This is a genomic window from Pseudoalteromonas sp. T1lg21, from assembly GCF_002964625.1.
Lineage (GTDB): Bacteria > Pseudomonadota > Gammaproteobacteria > Enterobacterales > Alteromonadaceae > Pseudoalteromonas > Pseudoalteromonas gelatinilytica.
Genome location: NZ_PQBX01000060.1, coordinates 397,136 through 419,363, shown reverse-complemented (window position 1 = coordinate 419,363; position 22,228 = coordinate 397,136). Strand labels below are relative to the sequence as shown.

Annotated in this window: 17 protein-coding genes and 1 other RNA gene; 8 read left to right on the top strand and 10 right to left on the bottom strand. The window is 43.3% G+C overall.

Translation table 11 applies throughout. The annotated features are described in order from the left end of the window. Window positions 1–52 precede the first annotated feature (52 nt). Window positions 53–1,432, top strand: coding sequence for an alpha-amylase family glycosyl hydrolase (locus C2M25_RS15885; RefSeq protein ID WP_105181536.1), 1,380 nt, complete (start codon window positions 53–55; stop codon window positions 1,430–1,432). Window positions 1,433–1,597: 165 nt separating this feature from the next. On the opposite strand, the gene ffs is transcribed toward C2M25_RS15885, so the two are convergent. Further along, window positions 1,598–1,694: signal recognition particle sRNA small type (gene ffs / locus C2M25_RS15880), an RNA gene on the bottom strand. Window positions 1,695–1,830: 136 nt separating this feature from the next. After that, window positions 1,831–2,700: a DUF3014 domain-containing protein gene (locus C2M25_RS15875; protein ID WP_105181535.1), complete on the bottom strand. Its 870-nt coding sequence runs from the start codon at window positions 2,698–2,700 to the stop codon at window positions 1,831–1,833. Window positions 2,701–2,834: 134 nt separating this feature from the next. Between C2M25_RS15875 and C2M25_RS15870 the strand changes: the two genes are divergently transcribed. Then, the gene (locus C2M25_RS15870) at window positions 2,835–3,980 is read left to right on the top strand and encodes a patatin-like phospholipase family protein (RefSeq protein WP_063706888.1); all 1,146 of its coding nucleotides are present in this window, start codon (window positions 2,835–2,837) and stop codon (window positions 3,978–3,980) included. A gap of 7 nt (window positions 3,981–3,987) precedes the next feature. On the opposite strand, the gene C2M25_RS15865 is transcribed toward C2M25_RS15870, so the two are convergent. After that, window positions 3,988–5,961: a monovalent cation:proton antiporter family protein gene (locus tag C2M25_RS15865; protein WP_105181534.1), complete on the bottom strand. Its 1,974-nt coding sequence runs from the start codon at window positions 5,959–5,961 to the stop codon at window positions 3,988–3,990. Window positions 5,962–6,100: 139 nt separating this feature from the next. On the opposite strand from C2M25_RS15865, the gene C2M25_RS15860 reads away from it, so the two are divergent. After that, window positions 6,101–6,997 (top strand): GGDEF domain-containing protein, encoded by an 897-nt coding sequence (locus C2M25_RS15860; RefSeq protein WP_105181533.1) that lies wholly within the window; start codon window positions 6,101–6,103, stop codon window positions 6,995–6,997. A 25-nt stretch (window positions 6,998–7,022) separates the two neighbouring features. Here the strand turns inward: C2M25_RS15860 and C2M25_RS15855 are convergent, their stop codons facing one another. From C2M25_RS15855 to lpxB, 6 genes are all read right to left on the bottom strand, one after another. Then, window positions 7,023–7,367, bottom strand: a complete 345-nt coding sequence (locus C2M25_RS15855) for a hypothetical protein (RefSeq protein ID WP_105175187.1) — start codon at window positions 7,365–7,367, stop codon at window positions 7,023–7,025. After that, window positions 7,360–8,670, bottom strand: coding sequence for a tRNA lysidine(34) synthetase TilS (tilS, locus tag C2M25_RS15850; RefSeq protein WP_105181532.1), 1,311 nt, complete (start codon window positions 8,668–8,670; stop codon window positions 7,360–7,362). The genes C2M25_RS15855 and tilS overlap by 8 nt, the downstream gene beginning before the upstream one ends. A gap of 91 nt (window positions 8,671–8,761) precedes the next feature. Beyond that, window positions 8,762–9,718 (bottom strand): acetyl-CoA carboxylase carboxyl transferase subunit alpha, encoded by a 957-nt coding sequence (gene accA, locus C2M25_RS15845; RefSeq protein ID WP_063706877.1) that lies wholly within the window; start codon window positions 9,716–9,718, stop codon window positions 8,762–8,764. A 16-nt stretch (window positions 9,719–9,734) separates the two neighbouring features. After that, window positions 9,735–13,226, bottom strand: coding sequence for a DNA polymerase III subunit alpha (gene dnaE, locus C2M25_RS15840; protein WP_063706875.1), 3,492 nt, complete (start codon window positions 13,224–13,226; stop codon window positions 9,735–9,737). Further along, window positions 13,226–13,831, bottom strand: a complete 606-nt coding sequence (gene rnhB, locus C2M25_RS15835; protein ID WP_105181531.1) for a ribonuclease HII — start codon at window positions 13,829–13,831, stop codon at window positions 13,226–13,228. The genes dnaE and rnhB overlap by 1 nt, the downstream gene beginning before the upstream one ends. Next, complete coding sequence (lpxB, locus tag C2M25_RS15830; RefSeq protein ID WP_105181530.1) at window positions 13,821–14,978, bottom strand: lipid-A-disaccharide synthase; 1,158 nt, start codon at window positions 14,976–14,978, stop codon at window positions 13,821–13,823. Before lpxB ends, rnhB begins: the two co-directional genes overlap by 11 nt. A gap of 424 nt (window positions 14,979–15,402) precedes the next feature. On the opposite strand from lpxB, the gene C2M25_RS15825 reads away from it, so the two are divergent. The 5 genes from C2M25_RS15825 to cydC are packed head-to-tail and all read left to right on the top strand — an operon-like array spanning window position 15,403 to window position 21,796. Continuing rightward, window positions 15,403–16,989, top strand: coding sequence for a cytochrome ubiquinol oxidase subunit I (locus tag C2M25_RS15825; RefSeq protein ID WP_063706869.1), 1,587 nt, complete (start codon window positions 15,403–15,405; stop codon window positions 16,987–16,989). After that, a complete protein-coding gene (gene cydB, locus C2M25_RS15820; protein ID WP_105181529.1) occupies window positions 16,986–18,125 on the top strand; it encodes a cytochrome d ubiquinol oxidase subunit II in 1,140 nt (379 codons plus the stop codon). Before C2M25_RS15825 ends, cydB begins: the two co-directional genes overlap by 4 nt. A 12-nt stretch (window positions 18,126–18,137) precedes the next feature. Next, window positions 18,138–18,290: a cytochrome bd-I oxidase subunit CydX gene (cydX, locus tag C2M25_RS15815; RefSeq protein ID WP_054553108.1), complete on the top strand. Its 153-nt coding sequence runs from the start codon at window positions 18,138–18,140 to the stop codon at window positions 18,288–18,290. Next, a complete protein-coding gene (cydD, locus tag C2M25_RS15810) occupies window positions 18,280–20,040 on the top strand; it encodes a thiol reductant ABC exporter subunit CydD (RefSeq protein WP_105181528.1) in 1,761 nt (586 codons plus the stop codon). The genes cydX and cydD overlap by 11 nt, the downstream gene beginning before the upstream one ends. Then, window positions 20,033–21,796, top strand: a complete 1,764-nt coding sequence (gene cydC, locus C2M25_RS15805; RefSeq protein WP_105181527.1) for a thiol reductant ABC exporter subunit CydC — start codon at window positions 20,033–20,035, stop codon at window positions 21,794–21,796. Before cydD ends, cydC begins: the two co-directional genes overlap by 8 nt. Here the strand turns inward: cydC and C2M25_RS15800 are convergent. Then, on the bottom strand, window positions 21,793–22,161 hold the full coding sequence (locus tag C2M25_RS15800; protein ID WP_105181526.1) for a septal ring lytic transglycosylase RlpA family protein: 369 nt from the start codon (window positions 22,159–22,161) through the stop codon (window positions 21,793–21,795). The two genes, cydC and C2M25_RS15800, sit on opposite strands and share 4 nt — an antisense overlap. Window positions 22,162–22,228 lie beyond the last annotated feature (67 nt).

Genomic DNA, 22,228 nt, shown 5'->3' with positions numbered 1-22,228 from the left:
GTCGAAGTGTTGTTTTTTCATGCAACACCTTTATTCGACAACAAGGCCTGATATGAATTCATTGCTAACCAAAAGTTTGCTTATTTTATTGCTAAGCCTCATTACTGCATGTACACACACTAAAACTGCAAACACTGCCTATGAGCCCAAGCCTTACGTAAAACTAATTCATCCTGAGTGGTCAAAAAATGCGGTGCTTTATCAATTAAATACGCGTCAATTCACTAAAGAAGGCACCTTTAATGCAGCACAGCAGCAATTGCCACGCTTGAAAGAGTTAGGCGTTGATATTATTTGGCTTATGCCAATAAACCCGATTGGTGAAGAAAATCGCAAAGGCAGTTTAGGTAGCCCTTATTCTGTAAAAGATTACCGTAAAGTAAACTCTGAGTTTGGCACACTTGAAGACATCAAAGCCTTTGTGAACAAAGCCCATGATATGGGGATGTACGTCATTTTAGATTGGGTAGCAAACCACAGTGCTTGGGATAACTGGCTTCGATATGAACACCCCGATTGGTACGACCGAGACTACAAAGGCCAATTTAGGCCAACACCGTGGTGGGATTGGTCTGACATTATTGACTTTGATTATTCGAAACCTGCTCTACGTGAATACATGACAGAATCGATGAAATACTGGGTAAAAGAAGTCGGTATTGATGGCTATCGCTGTGATGTAGCTGGCTTTGTGCCGGTAGATTTTTGGAATAATGTCCGCCGTGAGCTTGATAACATAAAGCCTGTCTTAATGCTGGCTGAGTGGGAGTCTCGCGATTTACATGCCGAAGCCTTTGATATGACTTACGCGTGGTCATGGTCTGAGCACATGCATAAAATCGTAAATGGTCATGCTGATGTCAGCGCCCTCTTCGTTTATTACTCATGGAACGAAAGTGCATTCCCAGCCGAGGCTTACCGCCTTGTAGGTGTTGCCAACCATGACACTAATGCATGGGAAGGCACCATGTTCGAAAACTATGGCGATGCACTTGAAGCCGTTATTGCATTATCTGTCGTTGGTGAAGGCTTCCCGATGATTTATAACGGTCAAGAAGCAGGTAACGATAAACGCCTCGCCTTTTTCGAACGTGACCCAATCAAATGGCAAAAGCACCCTATCGGTGACTTATATCAATCACTATTTTCACTCAAACATAATAATGAAGCACTGTGGAATGGCCAATTTGGCGGCCGCATGGTGCATGTACCAAACACCGCACCAAAACAAGTGCTAAGCTTTGTTCGTGCAAAAGGCAACGATAAAGTATTTGCCGTATTCAACCTATCAAAAGCGCCACAAACAGTTAGCTTTAAAGAACCATTGTTTTTAGGTAAATACACGGATGCTTTTTCAAAACAGGCAATGGAATTGACTCAAACAACAGAACTCACAATTCCTGCATGGGGATTTAGAGTGTTTGTAAAATAGTGTTAGAAGCCAAGGAGCTATAGTTAATTGTAATTACAAAGACATTATTCAGACAGGTTAATAAATCTGCGTAATTTAACTAGAACATAAAAGACGGTATCGAAAGCGTGTTTTAAAAAGAGATAGATATGAAGAAAGTCACCCAAAGAAGATTTTGGGTGGCAGTCTTACCAGCCGCATCTCGGCACACACGTCACACGCTGTGGCTGCTCCCTTCCGGGCCTGACCAGGTTCACCTGCTAGTGTTGCGAGAGGACCAATAAGACTACCATTGAGGGCCTTGTTTGGCGCGGGAGGGATTATCTCTACTTTTAGCCTGTTATTCAAGGGGTATTCGAAAAAGAAAGTGCGATTGCATACTTGGTATACAATCGCACTGTCATTAAGGGGGTTATTGCTTACTTTTCAAGTTCAGCTTTAATGTTGCGCAGCGCAGCTTTCACTTTTTTCATATTTTCTGGACCCATACGCAGCAATTGTTTTTGCGCATCAGGTAGACTTTCCCACTCTGAGTAAGCATATTGATACGTAACTGAGTTACGAATAAGCGGCATATCACCTTTTGGCTCAGGTGTATCAAGCAGTACGTCAATCGCCTCTTCTAGCGTGCCTGTGAATGCATCACCTTCGTAGCCAATTTCTGCATAAGCTTCGTTGATAAGTGGTTTGTATTCATCGTACATACGAATAACTTGAGCAGCGCTTAGGCTAGTAAATAGTTTTACGTATGGCGTGTAACGCTCATAGCTATTTGGGTCGATTGTTAAGATATCGCCCTCAATAACTTTAAACGACTCTTTAGGGCGCTCAACAGGCGCATGGCTTAATGCCACTTTACCTTTTGCAATGTTATCAACATACACAACACCACGACGAATAAGATCATCGGTCACCATTAAGCTCATCACTTGGTCGCTTAGTACTTCATCCATACGCGCAATCACCACATCATCGCTTTCATTTAACGTTGGTAGTGGCTCAACGTCTGGAACTGGCTCTGGAGTACGCTCTGGTGCAGTATCTACAACAACGGGCTCTGGCTCAGGCTCAGGCTCTGTCATTTCAGGTTCTGGTTCAGGCTCTTGATACTCAACAACTGGCGCTTGTTCGCTAACAATGTCTTCAACAACTTGAACTGGTTTATCTTCGGGTTTCAATAAAATAAACGCTGCTACACCAGCAACAAGGAGAAGAATAACCACCGCAAAAATCAGGTTGTTATTTGATGAACCCTTTTGTACTTCAGGTTCTGACGAATGCTCTGACATAGACACTCCCTTAAAATAAAACAGATAAAAAATACGAAAAAAACATTTAGCCTTGAGCTAATCTTTGCTTCTTCTAGCTTAAAGACTTACAGTTGATAAATAAAGTAAAGACGCACAAGTATTTAAATGCAACCATGAGCAGTAAGTTAAAAAAAACACAGCACTCTAAAATCGCTTTATTACTAACAGGTGGTGGCGCGCGAGCGGCTTATCAAGTTGGTGTACTTAAAGCGATAACGCAAAGTATGCCTCGCACAGCACCGCTGCCCTTTACTATTATTAATGGGACATCAGCTGGCGCAATTAATTCCGCTGCGTTAGCATGTTATGCATCGTGTGCACATTTAGCATGCAAAAAACTTGAATGGGTGTGGAAAAACTTTTCGACTTCTCAGGTTTATAAAAGCGACTTTTTAAGTGTGTTTTTGCATATTACTCGCAACATGCTCACGAGCTTTCAATCTGAACATATTAATCACCCACCAGCGAGTTTGCTGAACAATAAACCGCTGCGAAAACTACTGCACGAAATACTCGATTTATCGCGTATTGAACGGAATTTACATAAAAACTACCTAGATGCAGTATCGATTACTGCTTCGAGCTATACTACCGGTGACTCTGTGGCCTTTTTTCAGTCACTGACACAAAAGCCCTGGCGCAGAGCAAAACGTGAGGGGCAAGCAACGCGCATTAATGTTGATCACCTAATGGCATCCAGCGCTATTCCTATGGTGTTTCCAAGTGTGAATGTTTATAACCACTATTTTGGCGACGGCTCTATTCACCAACTTTCACCACTAAGCCCGTCGGTACACTTAGGTGCTGAAAAAATCTTTATTATTGGTGTTGATGAACCAAAAGAATTGCACCCACCGGGTTATCAGCCTCATTACCCGGGCCTTTCTAATATTGCTGGTCACTTACTCGATAGCGTCTTTACCGACACGCTACAGTCTGATTTAGAGCGCTTACAGCGTATCAATCGCACACTGAGCCTTTTACCTGCCCGCGACAAACACCAAGAGTTAAAACAAATCGAAACTTGCGTGATCAACCCATCGCAAAACTTTAATGCAATTGCTGCTCAGTTTTATGATGACATGCCCATGGCAATCAAACTGTTATTGCGTATGATCGGTGTGAAAAAACGTTCACAATCAAGTTTAACGAGCTACTTACTGTTTGAAAAACGTTATACCCAAAAGCTTATAGAAATTGGTTACCAAGACGGCCTCAAAAAATTACCTGAAATTCGTAAATTTTTAGAGCTGGAGTAACTTATTGTTACTCCATACCATCGAGTAAAAACCGTTCGACCCGCTCTACTCGCCTAGGCTTGCCTTGCAGCACTAAAATGTCGCCTGCCAATAAAATGGTTTGTGATGAAGGCGCGTCAATTTCGCGGTCTTGTCGGCGCAGCGCTCTTACCGACACACGGCGCTGCTCAAGCTTAAGCTCACTAATTTTCTGATTTACCGCATAAGCATGCTCAGGCAGTGCTATAACATGTAAATACTCAAGCCTGTCTGAACTTGCCTCTTCGCCATCAAGTTTATCGCCAGTGAAAAAGCCATTTAAAAACTTATAACGGTTGCGCCGCTCTTTACTTACACGGCGAATGATCCGTGTCATCGGCACGCCAGACATATACAGCACATGTGAAACCAACATTAAACTTGCTTCAAGGGTTTCTGGCACCACCTCAGTCACGCCGAGTTCTTTGAGGGTTTCAAGTTCAGTATCATCACGCATTCGTACCAGTATTTTTACTTTGGGCGCAATTTGTTTAATCGCATCAACGACTATTTGCGTTTGTTCAAAATCAGTAAAGGTAATAATGACTAGCCTTGCCCGCTCTACGCCCGCTGATTTTAAAATATCTTTTTGATTTACGTGGCCAAATATCACTGGCTCACCGGCCGCTTTTGCTTCTTGTAATAAGATGGGGTTGCTCTCAACGGCGACGTATTCGATTGCTTCTGGCTTTAAAAAGCGCGCAACAGTTTGCCCAACCCGTGAAAAACCACAAATAACGACATGATTTTGATACAAGGGACTACTAGTAGCAGGCTGTTGCCAATACTGCCCAGCATGGCTTAAAAGGCCGAGTTTTTTAAGAATGAGCGGTGTTTTTTCGATAAGATAAGGCGTTAGCGCCATTGAAAGTACGCCAACTGCAATTAAAAACGAAGCTTGCTCTGAGCTTATCAACAAGTGCTGCGAAGCAAGTGCAATTAATACAAAGCCGAATTCCCCCATTTGCCAAAGCATAATGCCCGCCGATACGGCATCTTGCTTACGCTCCCCCATCACTTGAGCCGCAATCGCGAGCACCGCAATTTTAAATAGCAATAAGCCAATTAATACGATGATGATCCAATACCAGCTATTGAGCACATAAAGCACATCTAGCTGCATACCGACGGTCACAAAGAATAGCCCCATTAATATGTCGCGAAACGGTCTAATATCGGCTTCTAGTTGGTGACGATAATGACTTTCACCTAACATCATGCCGGCTAAAAAGGCGCCTAACGCCATTGATAAGCCAAATAGGTAAGTCAAGCCTGCGGCAAACAAGGCAACCAATAAAGTCGTTAGCATAAATAGCTCATCGGTTCTTACGAGCGCTATTTCACTAAATACTTTAGGCAAAATCCATTTACCTATACCAAACAATAAAACACACACTAAAGCGCCTTTGGTGAGTGCAAAAGCCAGTGCGCCGACAATTTCTTCAGAGCCACTTTGAGCCAGTAAAGGATAGACAATGAGTAAAGGGACAACGGCAATATCTTGAAACAGCAACACCCCTATTGCCAATTGGCCGCGGCGCTGGTTTAAGTCTCCTGATTCTTTAAGTAACTTAACCACCACTGCCGTTGAAGACAACGCCATTAAACTGGCAATGGTAAAACTATTTAAAAGGCTGTGCTCTAGCAGCAGTAAAATAAGCATAAACACAATGCTGGTTACCACCACCTGCAAAGAGCCAAGGCCAAATACAATATTGCGCATTGCCATTAAACGCGGCAATGAAAACTCAAGCCCTAAGCTAAACAGTAAAAATACAATGCCAAGCTCGGCAACAAAGTGCATTTCATGACTTTGTGCCATCCAGCCAATACCATGACTCCCCGCCAGCACGCCGGTGGCAAGATAAGCAAGAATAGGTGGTAAACCAATTCGTTTGAAGAACCAAACAAATAATACGGCAGCGACGAGCAAGCCAAACACTTGAATCAGCACATTTTGCAAGCAATAAACTCCCTTCTACTTGATGATAAAGCTGTACCCTCCTTTAAATATAGCAACCTTCTGTTTTTCAGCCAGTTTAAAAATGTGGCACAAATCTCGCTATGTAGGAGTATCTAAACACTCCGGGGGGAGAATTATCATGGAAAATGTCCATATTTTGACGCAGCGGGTGTCTGCGCGAGGCGAGTTTCTGCCGTTTTCGGCAGAGCATTACCGAATAAGTGAACCGAATAGTCCACATGACTTGGTCGCGAGGTTACAAACCACGTTATCAATCGAAGGTATTTTGACGATTTTTGCAGAGCACGCAAAGCAATTGATCAATTTATCTGGATTACAATTCCAATCTGCACTCGGAGTGTCACAAAGCGTTGGTAGCGATACCAGTCAAACGCCGTATTCTTTTGATTTAGATATCGAAAGTGAACGACTAGGGCAGCTAATTTATTTTAGCCAATTCCCTATGGGTAAAGCGATTGAAGCGAAATTAAAACAGCTACATACAGCTTTAGTTTATCCACTGCGTAATGCACTTATGTATAACCGTGTTTTACGTTTAGCGACTAAAGATGCTTTAACCGGCTTAAATAATCGTAGTCAATTTAATGACAGCTTGGCACAAAAGCTAGAACGTTGCCGCCGTCAACATCGCCCATTTAGTTTAATGCTGCTTGATTTAGATAACTTTAAACAAGTAAACGATAACTTTGGTCATAAAATTGGCGATGATGTGCTGCAAGAATTTGCCAATGTATTACGCAGTAGTGTGCGCGGTACCGACTCAATTTTCCGCTTTGGTGGTGATGAGTTTGCATTGTTAATTGACGATCCTGAATTTACCACTAATAAAGTGATTGCCGATCGCATTATGAGCTTGGTTTCTCAATCCGGTTTGATGACACAGTATGATGTTACATCAAGTATTGGTTATACACTCGCCAATAACCAAGACTGCGAAAACGAAGTGTTTGCCCGTGCTGACAAAGGGCTTTATAAGGCAAAAGCAGCTGGAAGAAATTGCGCAAGAGCATTTTAATAAAAAGAAAGCCTAGCATCCCCCGCTAGGCTTTTTTATTCATAAATTTATAACCAAGTAATACCAACCAAAAACCACAGAAAAAGCCACTTAGTAAGTAAAGTAAGGCAGCCATGGTGGTAAGGGGCGATACCATCACTAATGCCAAAGGCGTTAGCACGCCCAATATAAAGAAAATACCGCCTTTACCTGACCAGTAACCGAGTAGCAATAACGAGCAAACAAGGCCGCCAGCAAGCGCATAAAAAAGTGTGTTTATTGTCAGCTCTGTATAAGCAAAACCAGCAATAACAGCCACTAACACCGACAGCAAAAAGCCAAGTGGTGCTTTATTAACTAGTGATAAACCAACATGTGGTTGTTCACTCATAAAGTGTCTCCCATAGAATTCCATCATCAACACTGTGCTGCTCACTAACAAAGTAGCCAACAACTTGCACAAGTTGATCGTTATAAAAAATAAGTGGTGTCTGCGCACGTAACCAAGGAGCTACTTTGGCATCTTTAAACCAATGCTTTAAGGTGTTTGAGCCTGGTTTATGCAATGGTTTGATACGCGCTTGCGGCCTATTAAATTCAACCCGTACCTGCTCATCCTGCCGTGGTTTTCTAATACCCTTGCCCTGTTTCACGGCTAGCGTTCGGCCATCTGTCAGTACAATGCTCTGCAAAGTTATATCCATCGCCTCAGGTATTGCCTGCTCTTTCACAAAGTACCAATGCTGCTGATGACGACGAACATCACCGCTTTGCAGACAAATTTTTAGCTGGGCATCGGCTTTGGCCGTTAAACCTTGCTCAATAATTTGCTGTAGCTGATTTTCTGAAGGCAGTTGATGGGTAAACTGATTCAGCCACGCACGCACAAGGTTTGCTTGTCTGGGCTTACTAAAACCCGCAATTGCCTCGCAGCTTAAACCACCCTGCGCATTTTGACACTGTGTAAGGTCGCTTTGCGTATATTCATCAAGTAACGATTGCTGTTTCTGTAACAGTCGAATACTGCGCGCCGCGCTTTTTTCAAACCCTTGAAAACGCTCCGTTAAAATAGGCATAACCTGATGACGTAAAAAATTACGGTCAAAGCGTTCATCAATATTTGAGTCATCGGTGATATGGATAATAGCAAATTCATCAGCAAACTGTTCAATTTGCTCACGAGTAATATTAATCAGCGGTCTAAAACATACTCGCCCAGATGCTAATAAGCGCTGTTGTTGCATTGACGCTAACCCCTGTAAGCCTGAACCGCGTTTTAGGCGAAGTAAGAAGGTCTCAAGTTGATCATTTAAGTGCTGACCAAGCAGTATTACACTACCTGGTATACAGTTTTCGTCGAGTGCTTGGTATCTTGCCTCTCGCGCTTGTGCTTCGAGTGAAGTACGCGAGCGCTGCTGAATTTCAACCTGCACGGCTTTAAATGCGACATCGAGCTCTTCACACAGCGATTGGCAAAATCCTTGCCATTCAGAGGCATGCTTACTCAAACCATGATTAACATACACAGCTTCAAGCTTAAGCTCAGAGTACTGCTGTTGAGCTTGCTTCAATAAATGTAATAAAACAACCGAGTCAACACCACCCGATAAGGCAACACTAAAGCGGCTGTGCTGAGCGGTCAGCAAAGGCTGTAGTTGTGCTAAAAAATGGTGGTATAAATCTGATGTTTGCATTAAAAACCAATGGGTATACAAGCGTCTGTGTTATCGGCATTATAAAACAAAAAAAGCCGCAAAAGCGGCTTTTTTCATTTATAAGCTATGTTTAGCAATAACCAAACGACATTAAACGCTTGTAACGCTGATCAAGCATTTCATCAGTTGAAAGGCTTTGTAAGTCAGCAAGGTCACGCTTAAGTTGGTTTTTAAGGTTACGCGCCATCGCATCGTAATTACGATGTGCGCCACCTAGCGGCTCATCAATGACGTTGTTGATTAAATCAAGCTCTTTAACACGTGCAGCTGTTACCCCCATTGCTTCTGCAGCTAATGGTGCTTTATCTGCACTTTTCCATAAGATTGATGCACAACCTTCTGGCGAAATTACAGAGTAAGTGCTGTATTGCAACATGTTAACGCGATCGCCCACACCAATTGCTAATGCACCACCTGAACCACCTTCACCAATAACAGTACAGATAGTTGGTACTTTTAACGCTGCCATCACTTTAAGGTTACGTGCAATTGCTTCACTTTGACCACGCTCTTCAGCGCCAACACCTGGGTATGCACCTGGGGTGTCGATAAATGTCATGATAGGCATTTTGAAACGCTCAGCCATTTCCATTAGGCGTAATGCTTTACGATAACCTTCTGGCTTTGGCATACCAAAGTTGCGTTTAATTTTTTCAGCCGTGTCACGCCCTTTTTGCTGGCCAATAACCATCACTGGTTGACCTTCAAAACGTGCAACACCACCTAAAATAGCTGGGTCGTTAGCAAAAGTACGGTCGCCTGCTAGCTCATCAAATTCCGTGAAAATGCGCTCGATGTAATCACGAGTATAAGGACGCAACGGATGACGGGCTAACTGAGAAACCTGCCAAGCACCTAATTCAGAGAAAATTTTCTCTTTCATTTCAGCACTTTTTTCTTTTAATCGACTGACTTCCTCTTCTAATCCAAGGTCTAATTCGCCAGCGCGGCTTACATTTTGTAATTCTTCAATTTTTGCTTCTAATTCTGCGATTGGAAGCTCAAAATCAAGATAATTGAGGCTCATGCTCTAAACTACCTAATTAATTAAATTCTAGTTCTACATCTTGCGCCGCCATCAGCGATAACTTATGAATTAAGTCATCACTCGGCGTAACACACCATTCGGTTCCTAAGGTAATCTCAGCCAACGCATCCGGACGTTGATAGAATACTTTAATAGGACAAGTACCAAACTTATAAGGTTCCAGTACTTTTTGTAAATTATCGAAGAAGTTCGCCTCGATTTGCACCATGTTCAAGGTCATTTTAATCGCTTTTATACGTTTTTCACGTGCCTCAGCGATGGTGCATATGTCTCTAGCGGTCATTGTAATGCCACCGGAGAAGTTATCAAAGCTGACCTGTCCAGATATTACCAAGATATTGTTTACTTGCAGCAAATCTTGGTACATTTCAAACTGTTCTGGGAATAAGCGTACATCAATACGGGCACTCTTGTCATCTAAAGTTATAAGACCCCAACGATTTCCCTTTTTGTTAATCAGTGTACGCGCTGCAATCACTAAGCCCGCAGCCGTTGACTGCACATCGCGATTAGTTGGCTGTAAATCGACGAGTTTTCCTGACGTATAATACTTTAACTCTTTACGATACTGATTAATTGGGTGACCCGTTAAATACAGACCTAAAGTTTCTTTTTCACCATCTAACCACTCATTATCGGTTAATGGCGTTGCTTTTTTAAACGCTTGCTCAACTTCGTCAGGTTCAACAGCCAGTAAGCCAAATAAGTCACTTTGACCAATTGCTTCAGCCTTATGATGTTGCTCAGCTGATTTCATTGCATCTGGCAAACTTGCTAATAAAGTAGCACGTGCAGGCTGTGTTTTTTCAGGGCCTAACTGATCTAAGGCGCCGGCGTATATCAGCTTTTCAACAACCCGTTTGTTTAAACGTTTTAAGTCAACACGGGCACAAAAATCGAATAAGTCTTTGAACGGACCACCTTGGCTTCGGGCTTCTAAAATGGCATCAACCGGACCTTCACCTACCCCTTTAATCGCACCGATACCGTAAACAATCTCACCTTGTAGATTAACCGTAAACTTGTACTCACCGGCATTTACATCCGGCGGTAACAAGATCAGTTTCATGTTTTCACATTCATCTACCAAGGTAACAATTTTATCGGTGTTATCCATATCCGCCGACATTACCGCAGCCATAAATTCTGCTGGGTAGTGGGTTTTCATCCACAACGTTTGATACGACACTAAAGCATAAGCAGCTGAGTGAGATTTATTAAAACCATAACCTGCGAATTTCTCTACCAAGTCGAAGATTTTCATTGCAAGTTCGCCGTCAACTCCGTTATTAACAGCTCCTTCTTCGAAGGTTGAACGTTGCTTTGCCATCTCCTCTGGCTTTTTCTTACCCATCGCACGACGCAGCATGTCAGCGCCACCTAGCGTATAACCAGCCAGTACCTGCGCAATCTGCATTACCTGTTCTTGATAAAGAATGATACCATAGGTCGGTTCTAGAATGGGTATCAAGCTATCGTGTTGCCACTGCACATCAGGATAAGATAACTCTTCGCGGCCATGCTTACGGTCGATAAAGTTATCTACCATGCCTGATTGCAATGGACCAGGGCGGAATAGTGCTACCAGTGCGATCATATCTTCGAAGCAGTCGGGTTTTAGACGACGAATAAGATCTTTCATACCACGGGATTCGAGCTGGAATACCGCGGTGGTTTCGGCGCGTAGTAGTAACTCAATACTCGGCTTATCATCAAGTGGGATAGCGTTGATATCAACGGGCTCTTTACCCTCTCGGGCTAAGCGCTCATTGGTCATATCAAGCGCCCACTGTAAGATGGTGAGTGTTCTTAGACCTAAGAAGTCGAACTTAACTAAGCCTGCCGTCTCAACGTCGTTTTTATCAAATTGAGTAACCGGGAATTTACCTTCATCATCACAATAAAGAGCGGCAAAGTCAGTGATTGTGGTGGGTGATATTACAACACCACCAGCATGCTTACCGGCGTTACGTGTACAGCCTTCAAGGATGCGACACATATCAATCAGCTCTTTAACCTCTTCATCACCGTCGTAGGCTTCTTGTAAACGCGGCTCAACATCAAACGCTTTAGCCAAGGTCATGCCCGGATCGCCCGGTACTAGTTTTGAAATACGGTCAACAAAGCCGTAAGGATGACCAAGTACACGGCCTACGTCACGGATAACCGCTTTTGCAGCCATGGTACCAAAAGTAATGATCTGAGATACCGCGTCACGGCCATAAAGCGCTGCTACGTGATCAATTACCTCATCACGCCTATCCATACAGAAATCGACGTCGAAATCGGGCATTGAAATACGTTCAGGGTTCAAGAAACGTTCGAATAGTAAGTCAAATTCGAGTGGATCGAGGTCGGTAATTTTTAGTGCGTAAGCAACCAATGAACCCGCACCCGAACCACGCCCTGGACCTACCGGAATATTGTTATCCTTACTCCACTGAATGAACTCCATTACGATCAAGAAGTAACCCGGGAAACCCATTTGGTTGATTACGTCGAGCTCTATTTTCAGACGCTCATCATACTCACCACGTTTTTCTTTACGCTCTTGCTCATCGGGGAATAAAAACTGTAAACGCTCTTCAAGACCATCTTCAGAGACCTTCACCAAGAAGTCTTCAATTTTCAGCGAACCGGTTGGGTAATCTGGTAAGAAGTAAGTTCCGAGCTGCACGGTCACATTACAGCGCTTAGCAATTTCAACGGTGTTTTCTAACGCTTCGGGAATATCGCTGAATAGCTCAGCCATTTGATCAGCTGTTTTAAGGTATTGCTGCTCAGAAAACCGTTTTGGTCTACGTTTGTCATCCAAGGTGTAACCATCATGGATTGCCACGCGGATTTCATGAGCTTCAAAGTTCTCTGGTTTTAAAAACACCACTTCATTCGTTGCCACCACAGGCAACTGCTCTTTTGCAGCAAGCTCAACAGCTAAGTGCAAATAGTCTTCTTCTAAAGCACGTTCGGTACGAATAAGCTCAATGTAGTAATGATCGCTAAAATGTTGTTTATAAAAGCTAACCACAGACTCGATAAGAGCTGGGTTGCCTTTTAATAATGCTTTACCTAAATCGCCATCTTTTGCGCCTGATAATAAAATCAACCCGCTTTTGTGCTCCACCAGCCATTCGCGGTCAACCACTGGGCGATGAAATAAATGCCCTCGTTGGTATGCTTTAGAGATCAATAAAGTGAGGTTTTTATAGCCTTCGTTATCTTTCGCTAAGATGGTAATTCGGCTAGGTTCATCTTCAAATTCAGGGCTTCTGAGCCAAAAGTCTGCGCCAACAATAGGCTTAATCCCCGCGCCATGGGCAGCACCATAAAAACGTACTAAACCACACAAGTTCATCTGATCGGTGATGGCCAGCGCTGGCATTTGCAGCTCTTCTGCTTTAGCGACAATTGGCTTAGTTTTAGCTAAGCCGTCCACCATAGAGAAATCTGAGTGAACACGTAAGTGAACAAATTGCGGCGCAGGCATTACAGTTGATCTCCTTTTAACGCCAAAATGCGCTGAACAGGTTTGAAGCTTTTACGATGCTCTGCAATTGCCCCGTATTGTTCAAGTGCTGCAAAATGTGCTTTAGTTGGATAGCCTTTATGGCCTGCAAAGCCATAGTCAGGATAACGCTTATCAAGCTCAATCATTTCATCATCACGAGCAACTTTCGCTAAAATAGATGCCGCCGAAATCTCTTCGACAAGGCTATCGCCTTTTACAACCGCCTGTGCTGGCACAGTTAACTGGCTAGGCACTCTATTCCCATCAATAAAAACAAACTCTGGTTTTACACTTAAACCTTCAACTGCGCGGCTCATCGCGAGCATCGTGGCGTGTAAAATGTTTAACTCGTCAATCTCAGTTGGGCTACAGCGACCAATGGCATAGCACAGGGCTTTTTCTTTTATTTCTGCGGCTAATAATTGGCGCTTTTTATCTGATAACTTTTTAGAATCAGCTAACCCGGCAATGGGTTTATTCGGGTCAAGTATTACCGCAGCGGTAACAACATCACCCACTAATGGGCCACGGCCAACTTCATCTACACCAGCAATATAATTAACATTCGGTCGTTCAATTTGCATTTAGTAACTCCGCGACTGCTGCTGCAGCTTGTTCATTGGCATTTAATCTAATGTTTTTATGTATGGCTAAAAAGCGCGCTTTTAGTTCGCTATTATCGCTATTAAGCATAGGTGTTAGCGCTGCAGATAAGTTTTCAACACTACACTCAGTTTGTAAGTATTCTGGAACGAGCTCTTCGTCGGCTAATAAATTAGGCAACGAGAAATACTTAATATTAAAAGTGAATAACGTTTTGAATATCCAGTAACTGAGTGGCTTAATTTTGTAGCCTACTACCATCGGTTTTTTATACAACATACCTTCAAGTGTTGCGGTACCTGAGGCAAGTAAAATGGCATCAGCGGCTTGCATTGCAAGATTTGACTGGCCATCCAATAATTGCAGTTTTAGAGCTGGGGCTGTTTTTTCTAAAATCTCACAAAATTGTGCTTTTCGTTTTTCATTAACTAACGGCACCACAATTTTAAGGTCAGGATTTTGCGCTTGTAATTTCGCCGCCGTTTGAATGTAGGTTTCGCTTAAAAGCCCTACTTCAGAACCTCGGCTACCTGGTAATAATGCAAGCACTTTGTCAGTTTGTGCCAAACCAAGCTGATTACGAGCCTCAGTTTGGTCGTGCTCAAGGGCAATATCATCTGCCAGTGTGTGGCCAACAAACGTACAAGGTACATCGTGCTTATCGTAAAAGGCTTTCTCGAACGGCAAAAGTGCCAGCACTAAATTAGTGGCAGCACTGATTTTATGTATACGTTTTTCGCGCCACGCCCACACTGACGGGCTAACATATTGAATCGTTTTGATTCCTGCGTCTTTTAACGGTTTTTCAACACGTAAGTTAAAGTCAGGCGCATCAATGCCAATAAATACATCTGGTGGGTTGTCGATAAAATGCTGCACCAGTTGTTTGCGTATTTTAAGTAGGCGCGGTAATCGACCAAGTACTTCAACCAAGCCCATTACTGATAATTCGTCCATATCGAATAATGTATTGCAACCAGCCGCTTGCATACGCGGGCCAGCAATGCCCTCAAAAATGGCATCTGGAAAACGGCGTTTAAGTGCTTTTATTAGCCCTTCACCTAAAATATCACCTGATAACTCACCTGCCACCAAGGCAATACGTAACGGCTTTGTTTGTTCTTTCATTCGTTGATAATTCGCAACTTTTGGCACTAATAAAAATTAGTTTACCGTGTTTTAGCAGTCGGATAAATGTCACAGAGTTAATAAATACTAGAAATCGAAATTAGCATGGCGACTTGCTCAATGGTTAAGCACTTTTTTTGCATCTGCAGGCTGCGGGTTTGTTGGCCACTTTATAAAAAGATTTTATAAAAGAATTAAATAGGCCATAGCAACAGGACTTTTTATAACGATTAAATATTTGAAACTTTAGAGCTTTATCTCTAATCTGTAGAAAAGATGAACAGGATTAATTCATCTTTATTTCGTATTTTCCTATTGACTAAAATGAATACAAGTTTAATATTCACAAAGTTTCAATAATTACTGAAACTTCATAACCAATAATTTGTCGTGTCTACCGCACCCGCTAACAAGGAGCTAAACGATGATAGATGAAACATTTGTGGATCTATCGCGATTGCAATTTGCAATCACTGCCCTATTTCACTTCCTATTTGTTCCCCTTACCTTAGGTATGACGTGGATTTTGGTGATCATGGAATCCGTTTACGTGATGACAGGTCGCGAAATTTATCGTGATATGACTAAGTTCTGGGGTAAGTTGTTTGGTATTAACTTTGCGATTGGTGTGGCCACGGGTCTAACCATGGAGTTTGAGTTTGGTACCAACTGGTCTTATTACTCTCACTATGTGGGCGATATTTTTGGCGCACCACTGGCGATTGAAGGCTTAATGGCTTTCTTCTTAGAATCAACTTTTGTGGGTATGTTCTTTTTAGGCTGGGAACGACTGACACGACGCCAACACCTAGCTGCAACCTTCTTAATGGCATTAGGTACTAACTTATCTGCGTTATGGATTTTAGTTGCCAATGGTTGGATGCAAAATCCGGTAGGTGCTGAATTTAATTACCAAACCATGCGTATGGAAATGACTAGCTTTGCTGAACTGGTATTTAACCCGGTTGCACAAGTTAAGTTTATTCACACCGTATCAGCAGGTTATGTTGCAGCATCTATGTTTGTACTTGGTATTAGTAGCTGGTACATCTTAAAAGGCCGCGACCTTGCTTTTGCTAAGCGCTCATTCTCGGTCGCTTCAGGCTTTGGTTTAGCGTCTATTCTGTGTGTGATTTTACTTGGTGATGAATCTGGCTACGAAGTTGGCGAGGTACAAAAAGTAAAACTCGCAACCATTGAAGCTGAGTGGCACACCGAAGAGGCCCCAGCTGCATTTACGCTAGTCGGTATTCCTGACTCTGAAGAGCAAGTTACTCACGCCGCTGTAAAAATCCCCTATGCACTGGGTATCATTGCGACTCGCTCTATTGACGAGCAAGTAACGGGCATTAAAGATCTTGAAGAACAACACGAAGTGCGTATTCGTAATGGCATAATTGCATACGAATATTTAGAAAAACTTCGTGGTGGTGAAGACACCCCAGAAAACATTGCAAAATTTGATACTTTAAAAGCAGACCTTGGCTACGGTTTGCTGCTTAAGCGCTATACCCCTAACGTGGTAGATGCAACAGAAGAAGACATTCAAAAAGCAGTGAAAGACTCATTTCCTCAAGTCGGCCCTATGTTCTGGTCATTTAGAATCATGGTTGGCTGTGGTGTGATTATGCTTGGCGTATTTGTTCTCGCGTTTTATTACAACGCACACCGCATTATTGAGCAAAAGCGCTGGTTATTATGGGCTGCGGTATGGAGTATTCCTCTGCCTTGGATTGCCATTGAATTTGGTTGGATTGTTGCGGAGTACGGCCGCCAACCGTGGGCAATTTCGGAAATTCTACCGACCTTCTTGGCAACCTCGTCACTCACGGTGAATGACTTATTGATTAGTATTACTGGTTTCTTAGTTTTCTATACAGGTCTTGCTGCTGTAGAAGGCTGGCTGATGCTGCGCTTTATTAAACAAGGCCCAAGCTCACTTCATACCGGTAAATATCACCATGAACTTGCTAAAGCGGATTCACTTGCAAGCCAAGGAGCTCAGTCATGATTTTTGATTACGAAACACTCAAACTAATTTGGTGGCTGTTAATTGGTGTCTTACTGATTGGCTTTGCAGTGACCGATGGTATGGACATGGGTGTGGCAATTTTGCTTCGCCTAGTTGGTAAAACCGATGTTGAACGCCGTACAGTTATTAACACCATTGGCGCTCACTGGGATGGTAACCAAGTTTGGTTCATTACCGCTGGGGGCGCACTGTTTGCAGCTTGGCCTATGGTATACGCAGCTGCCTTCTCTGGCTTCTACTTTGCTATGATGCTGGTGTTATTTGCGTTATTTTTCAGACCGCTAGGTTTTGATTATCGCTCAAAAATAGAATCACCACGCTGGCGTAATAACTGGGATTGGGGCCTATTTGCAGGCAGCTTTATTCCGGCTCTGGTATTTGGCGTGGCATTCGGTAACCTATTATTAGGTGTGCCTTATCATATCGACGACCTATTGCGTGTTAGTTATCAAGGTTCATTCTTTGCGTTATTAAACCCGTTTGCCATTGTTGTTGGCCTAGTAAGCGTACTGATGCTGGTTGGTCACGCAGGTATGTGGTTACAACTTCGTACTGATGCAGAAGTCGCTAAACGCTCAGCACAATATGGTCAATATGCACTGATGGCGTTTATTGTGTTGTTTGCCTTAGCCGGTGTGTGGGTATCGCAAATTGACGGTTATAAAATCGTTAGCATGGGTGATACTCAAGGCTTTGCAAACCCGCTTGGTAAAACAGTCACGCAGGCACCAGGCGCATGGCTTGATAACTATACAAAAATGCCATTAACCATACTGTTTCCTGCCCTAGCATTCGTGATGGCGGCACTGGCAATTGTGTTATCTAAATTACAAAAACCAGCAATGGCCCTGATCGCATCAAGCTTAATGCTTGCAGGCGTAATTTTAACTGCTGGTATGTCAATGTTCCCGTTTGTAATGCCTTCGAGCAACAACCCTAATATTAGTTTAACTATGTGGGATGCAGTTTCGAGCCATATGACACTTAACGTGATGTTTATCGCTGCGGTTATTTTTGTACCACTTATTCTTATCTACACAACATGGTGTTATGTGAAGATGTGGCGCAAAGTAACCATCAGTGAAATTGAAAACAACACGCACGGTAGCTATTAAGGAGATTTAAATATGTGGTATTTTGCCTGGATTTTAGGTGTTCTATTAGCCTGTACACTTGGGGTGATCAACGTAATGTGGTACGAATTTCACCAACATAAAGATTCGATTGCTGATGATGAGCTAGAGCTGTACGCGAGACTCAAAAACACTGATGACAACTAAACCCCGACCAAATCGCGCGCAGCAGCAAACGCTGCGCGCTTTTTTAAAGCAGTATAGCCAGTCCGCTTCAGGACTTCTTAAATTAAGCATTAGTCTGGGCACACTCAACGCCCTTTTAATGATTGCCTCTTGTTACCTTCTTGCAAACGCGGCTCATCAAGTCATGTTTGAACAAGCAAACTTGCAAGCCGTAAGCCCATTATTATGGCCGTTGGCAGGGCTAATTATAGTTCGCGCGTTGTTGGTTGCGCTAAGTGAACGGGTGAGTAACCTCGCCGCGTTAAAAATAAAGAACGTGATGCGTAATACACTGCTAGAAAAGCTCAGCAAACTTGGGCCAGCCTACAGTGAACAAAAAGGTCATGGCGCAACACTTAACACCTTACATAATGGGGTTGAAGCACTGCATCAATATTACGCCAACTACATTCCAAGTGTGGCTTACAGTGCGCTCATTCCATTAGCGATATTAGTGGTGATTTTTCCAACCGATTACAAAGCAGGCCTCATATTCCTTTTAACTGCCCCACTGATCCCCTTTTTTATGATTTTAGTGGGCCATAAAGCGGAGCAGTTAAACCAAGACCGCTGGCAACAGCTAGCGGTACTTGGCAATTACTTTTTTGACCGATTACAAGGACTGACTCAACTCAAGCTCTTTAATGCAACCAAGCGTGAGCTAAATAGCATCAGTCAGATTTCTGATGATTACCGTGGTGCAACTATGGGAGTATTGAAAGTCGCCTTTTTATCGTCTTTCGCCCTTGAGTTTTTAGCCACCATTAGTGTGGCACTTGTTGCCGTTATCATTGGCTTTAGATTATTTTTTGGTACGCTCGATTTTGCCACTGGATTTGTGGTGTTACTACTGGCCCCTGAGTTTTACTTACCACTTCGACAAATGGGCACTCATTATCATGCAAAACTCGAAGGGATCAGCGCCGCAGCTGATATGGTCGACATAATCAATCAAAGCGATGTTGATGAACATGTCGGGTCATCTAAACTTAAGTTACCGCTAAAAGACATACAGCTGAATGCACTTACCTTTCACTACCCAGAAACAAACGAGGGGGTAACTGATATCAACTTAAGCCTGCCAAGCACAGGCTTAATTGCCTTTGTGGGTGAAAGTGGCTCGGGTAAAAGTACCTTGTTTGATTGCCTATTGGGCTTTCATCATCAAGCCAACAATGCCATTAGCATTAACGGGCAACCACTGAGTGATACTGCATTAGCTGATTGGCAAGCAAAGCTGGCGTGGATCCCACAACACGCCACGTTATTTTATCGGACCGTTGCAGAGAACCTGCGTTTAGCTAAACCTGATGCAAGCCAAGCTGAACTCGATGAAGCAGCGAGTAAAGCAGGTGCACTTGAATTTATTACAGCCTTACCTGATGGCTTTGATACCTTGCTCGGTGAACAAGGAGAAGGCCTCTCTGGTGGGCAAAAGCAGCGCATAGCCCTTGCCCGTGCATTTTTGAAGAATGCCCCTGTGCTAATGCTAGATGAGCCTACCGCTCACTTAGACAGCCAAACCGAGCATTTAATCAACCAAGCGATCCGCGATTATGCAAAAGACCATTTAGTGCTGGTTATTGCTCACCGACTGAATACGGTTAAACACGCCGACAATATTTACGTTATGCAACAAGGTCACATTGTTGAAGCTGGTCAGTACCAGCAACTCACTAAGCAAGCTGGCCTATTTGCTAAACTGGTGAGCCAAGGTGACGCCAATGAATAACTTTATACGTCTATTAAAACTGTGCAAACCTCATACTGGCATGCTGCTTTTAGGGGCTTTTTTAGCAAGCTTAACGGTACTTGCTAATGTCGGATTGCTTGCAATTTCGGGCTGGTTTCTAGCAGCCATGGCAGCGGCGGGAATCGCTAGTGTGCAAATGAATTACTTTACCCCTGCTGGGGTGATCCGCTTTTTAGCTATCGTGCGCACAGCATCTCGTTACGGTGAGCGGATGATAACTCATAACGCCACCTTCTTATTACTAAGCGAAATTCGCGTAAACATGTTCAGGACTCTAAGCCAGCTAAACAACGTTGACTTAGCAATGACGCGTAGTAGCGATTTATTTAACCGCCTACAGAACGATGTCGATGCGCTGGATAAATTTTACCTCAATGTACTGCTGCCGATTATTGTCGCTCTGATCAGCATTCCTATCGTGATGGCCTTCATGGCTATGTATAATGCTGAGGTTGCATTAGTGTGCTTTACTTCGCTGATGATTATTGGCGTGCTGCTTCCCGCATTGTTAAGCCATAAGCTTCACCAACAAGCGGATACCGAAACCCAGCTCTCCGCAGAGCTAAGAGCTGAACTAGCTGATACACTATCAGGTGCCAGAGAGCTTGCTGTCTATCAAGCACACGCGGCGCAATTAGCGCATTGTGATTCACTCAGTAAACAATACAACAACCAGCTCTATAATCGCCACAAAGCCGTGGCAAATAGTAATGGTTTAAGCACTTTAGTGATCCAACTCACCATGCTGGTCAGTGTATTTATGATAATCCCGCTGGTTGCAATGGGGACCATGAAAAACGTTGAACTGGCGATGCTCGCGTTATTTGTACTAGCAAGTTTTGAAACCGTGCTTACCCTGCCTACTGCATTTATTGAATTGCCGCTTACTTTAAGTGCCGCAAAGCGACTGTTCGATCTTGAAGATAAACACAACAGCTTAGACGAAAAACCAAACAACTTAGACAATCAGTTAGCAAACCAATTAGCGGATCAATCTGGACTTGGCCTTGAGATAAGCGAGGTCAATTACCAATACGCGGGTGCAAAAAGCAAAGCCCTTAGCAATATCAATTTTGCTATTGCGCCCGGCAGTAAAGTTGCTCTAGTCGGTGCCAGTGGTAGTGGCAAAACCACCCTTGTGAATTTACTCACAGGCCTTTGGCCGCTGCAATCAGGCTCATTAAAGCTCGCCACCAAGCAAGAAGGCACCTTTGAACTTGAAAGCTTAAGCACTGCAACACGCTTTAAGCAGCTAACGATAGTTGCCCAGCAGCATCATATTTTTGATGGCACGCTACGTGAAAATCTTCGCTATGCAGCTTTTGATGCGACAGATGAGATGCTTATTGAAGCCTGTGAACACGCTGAACTTGGCTCTTGGCTTAGTAACTTAAAAGATGGGCTAAACACTCGTTTAGGCACCGCAGGCAGAAAGCTTTCTCATGGTCAGTCACGCCGTATTGCCATTGCCCAAGCTCTATTAAGGCAAGGTAATTTAATCATTCTGGATGAACCAACAGAGAGCTTAGATAATCACACTAAGCAAAACTTGCTGACTACAGTTGAGAGAATATGGGCAGATAAAACCATGCTGACCATTACCCACGACCCAGCAATGCTAAGTCGTGTTGATAAGGTTATTTGGTTAGAGCAAGGACAAGTAAGAGCCTTTGCGAGTCATGCTGAATTAGTGGCGAATGAAGCCGACTACGTAGAGCTTATTACCCGCTTTTAATCGAGCCGCTCAACGGTGACGTCAATCACACCTTGCTTTACTGAGGCAATTTGTGAAAACGCCTTTTTTGATAAATCAATAATTCGACCGCGGATAAATGGGCCGCGGTCATTAATAGTCACAATCACACTTTTATTGTTAGCAATATTAGTAACTTTTACTCTGCTACCAAAGCCAAGCGTTTGATGAGCCGCGCTCAATGCCTGTTGATTAAACACTTCACCACTTGCTGTCGTTCGGCCATGATATTTATCAGCGTAATAACTGGCTTTGCCTTTTTCTATCGCTCTTTTAGATACCGAAGGCGCACTACTACAACCACTTAAAATTAAGCTTAACAATGCAAAGACGATGAGTTTATTCATATTACTAGTTCCTTTTTGCCATGAAGATAGCAAGCACTGACTTAGCAAAACCTGAACTATAACAACA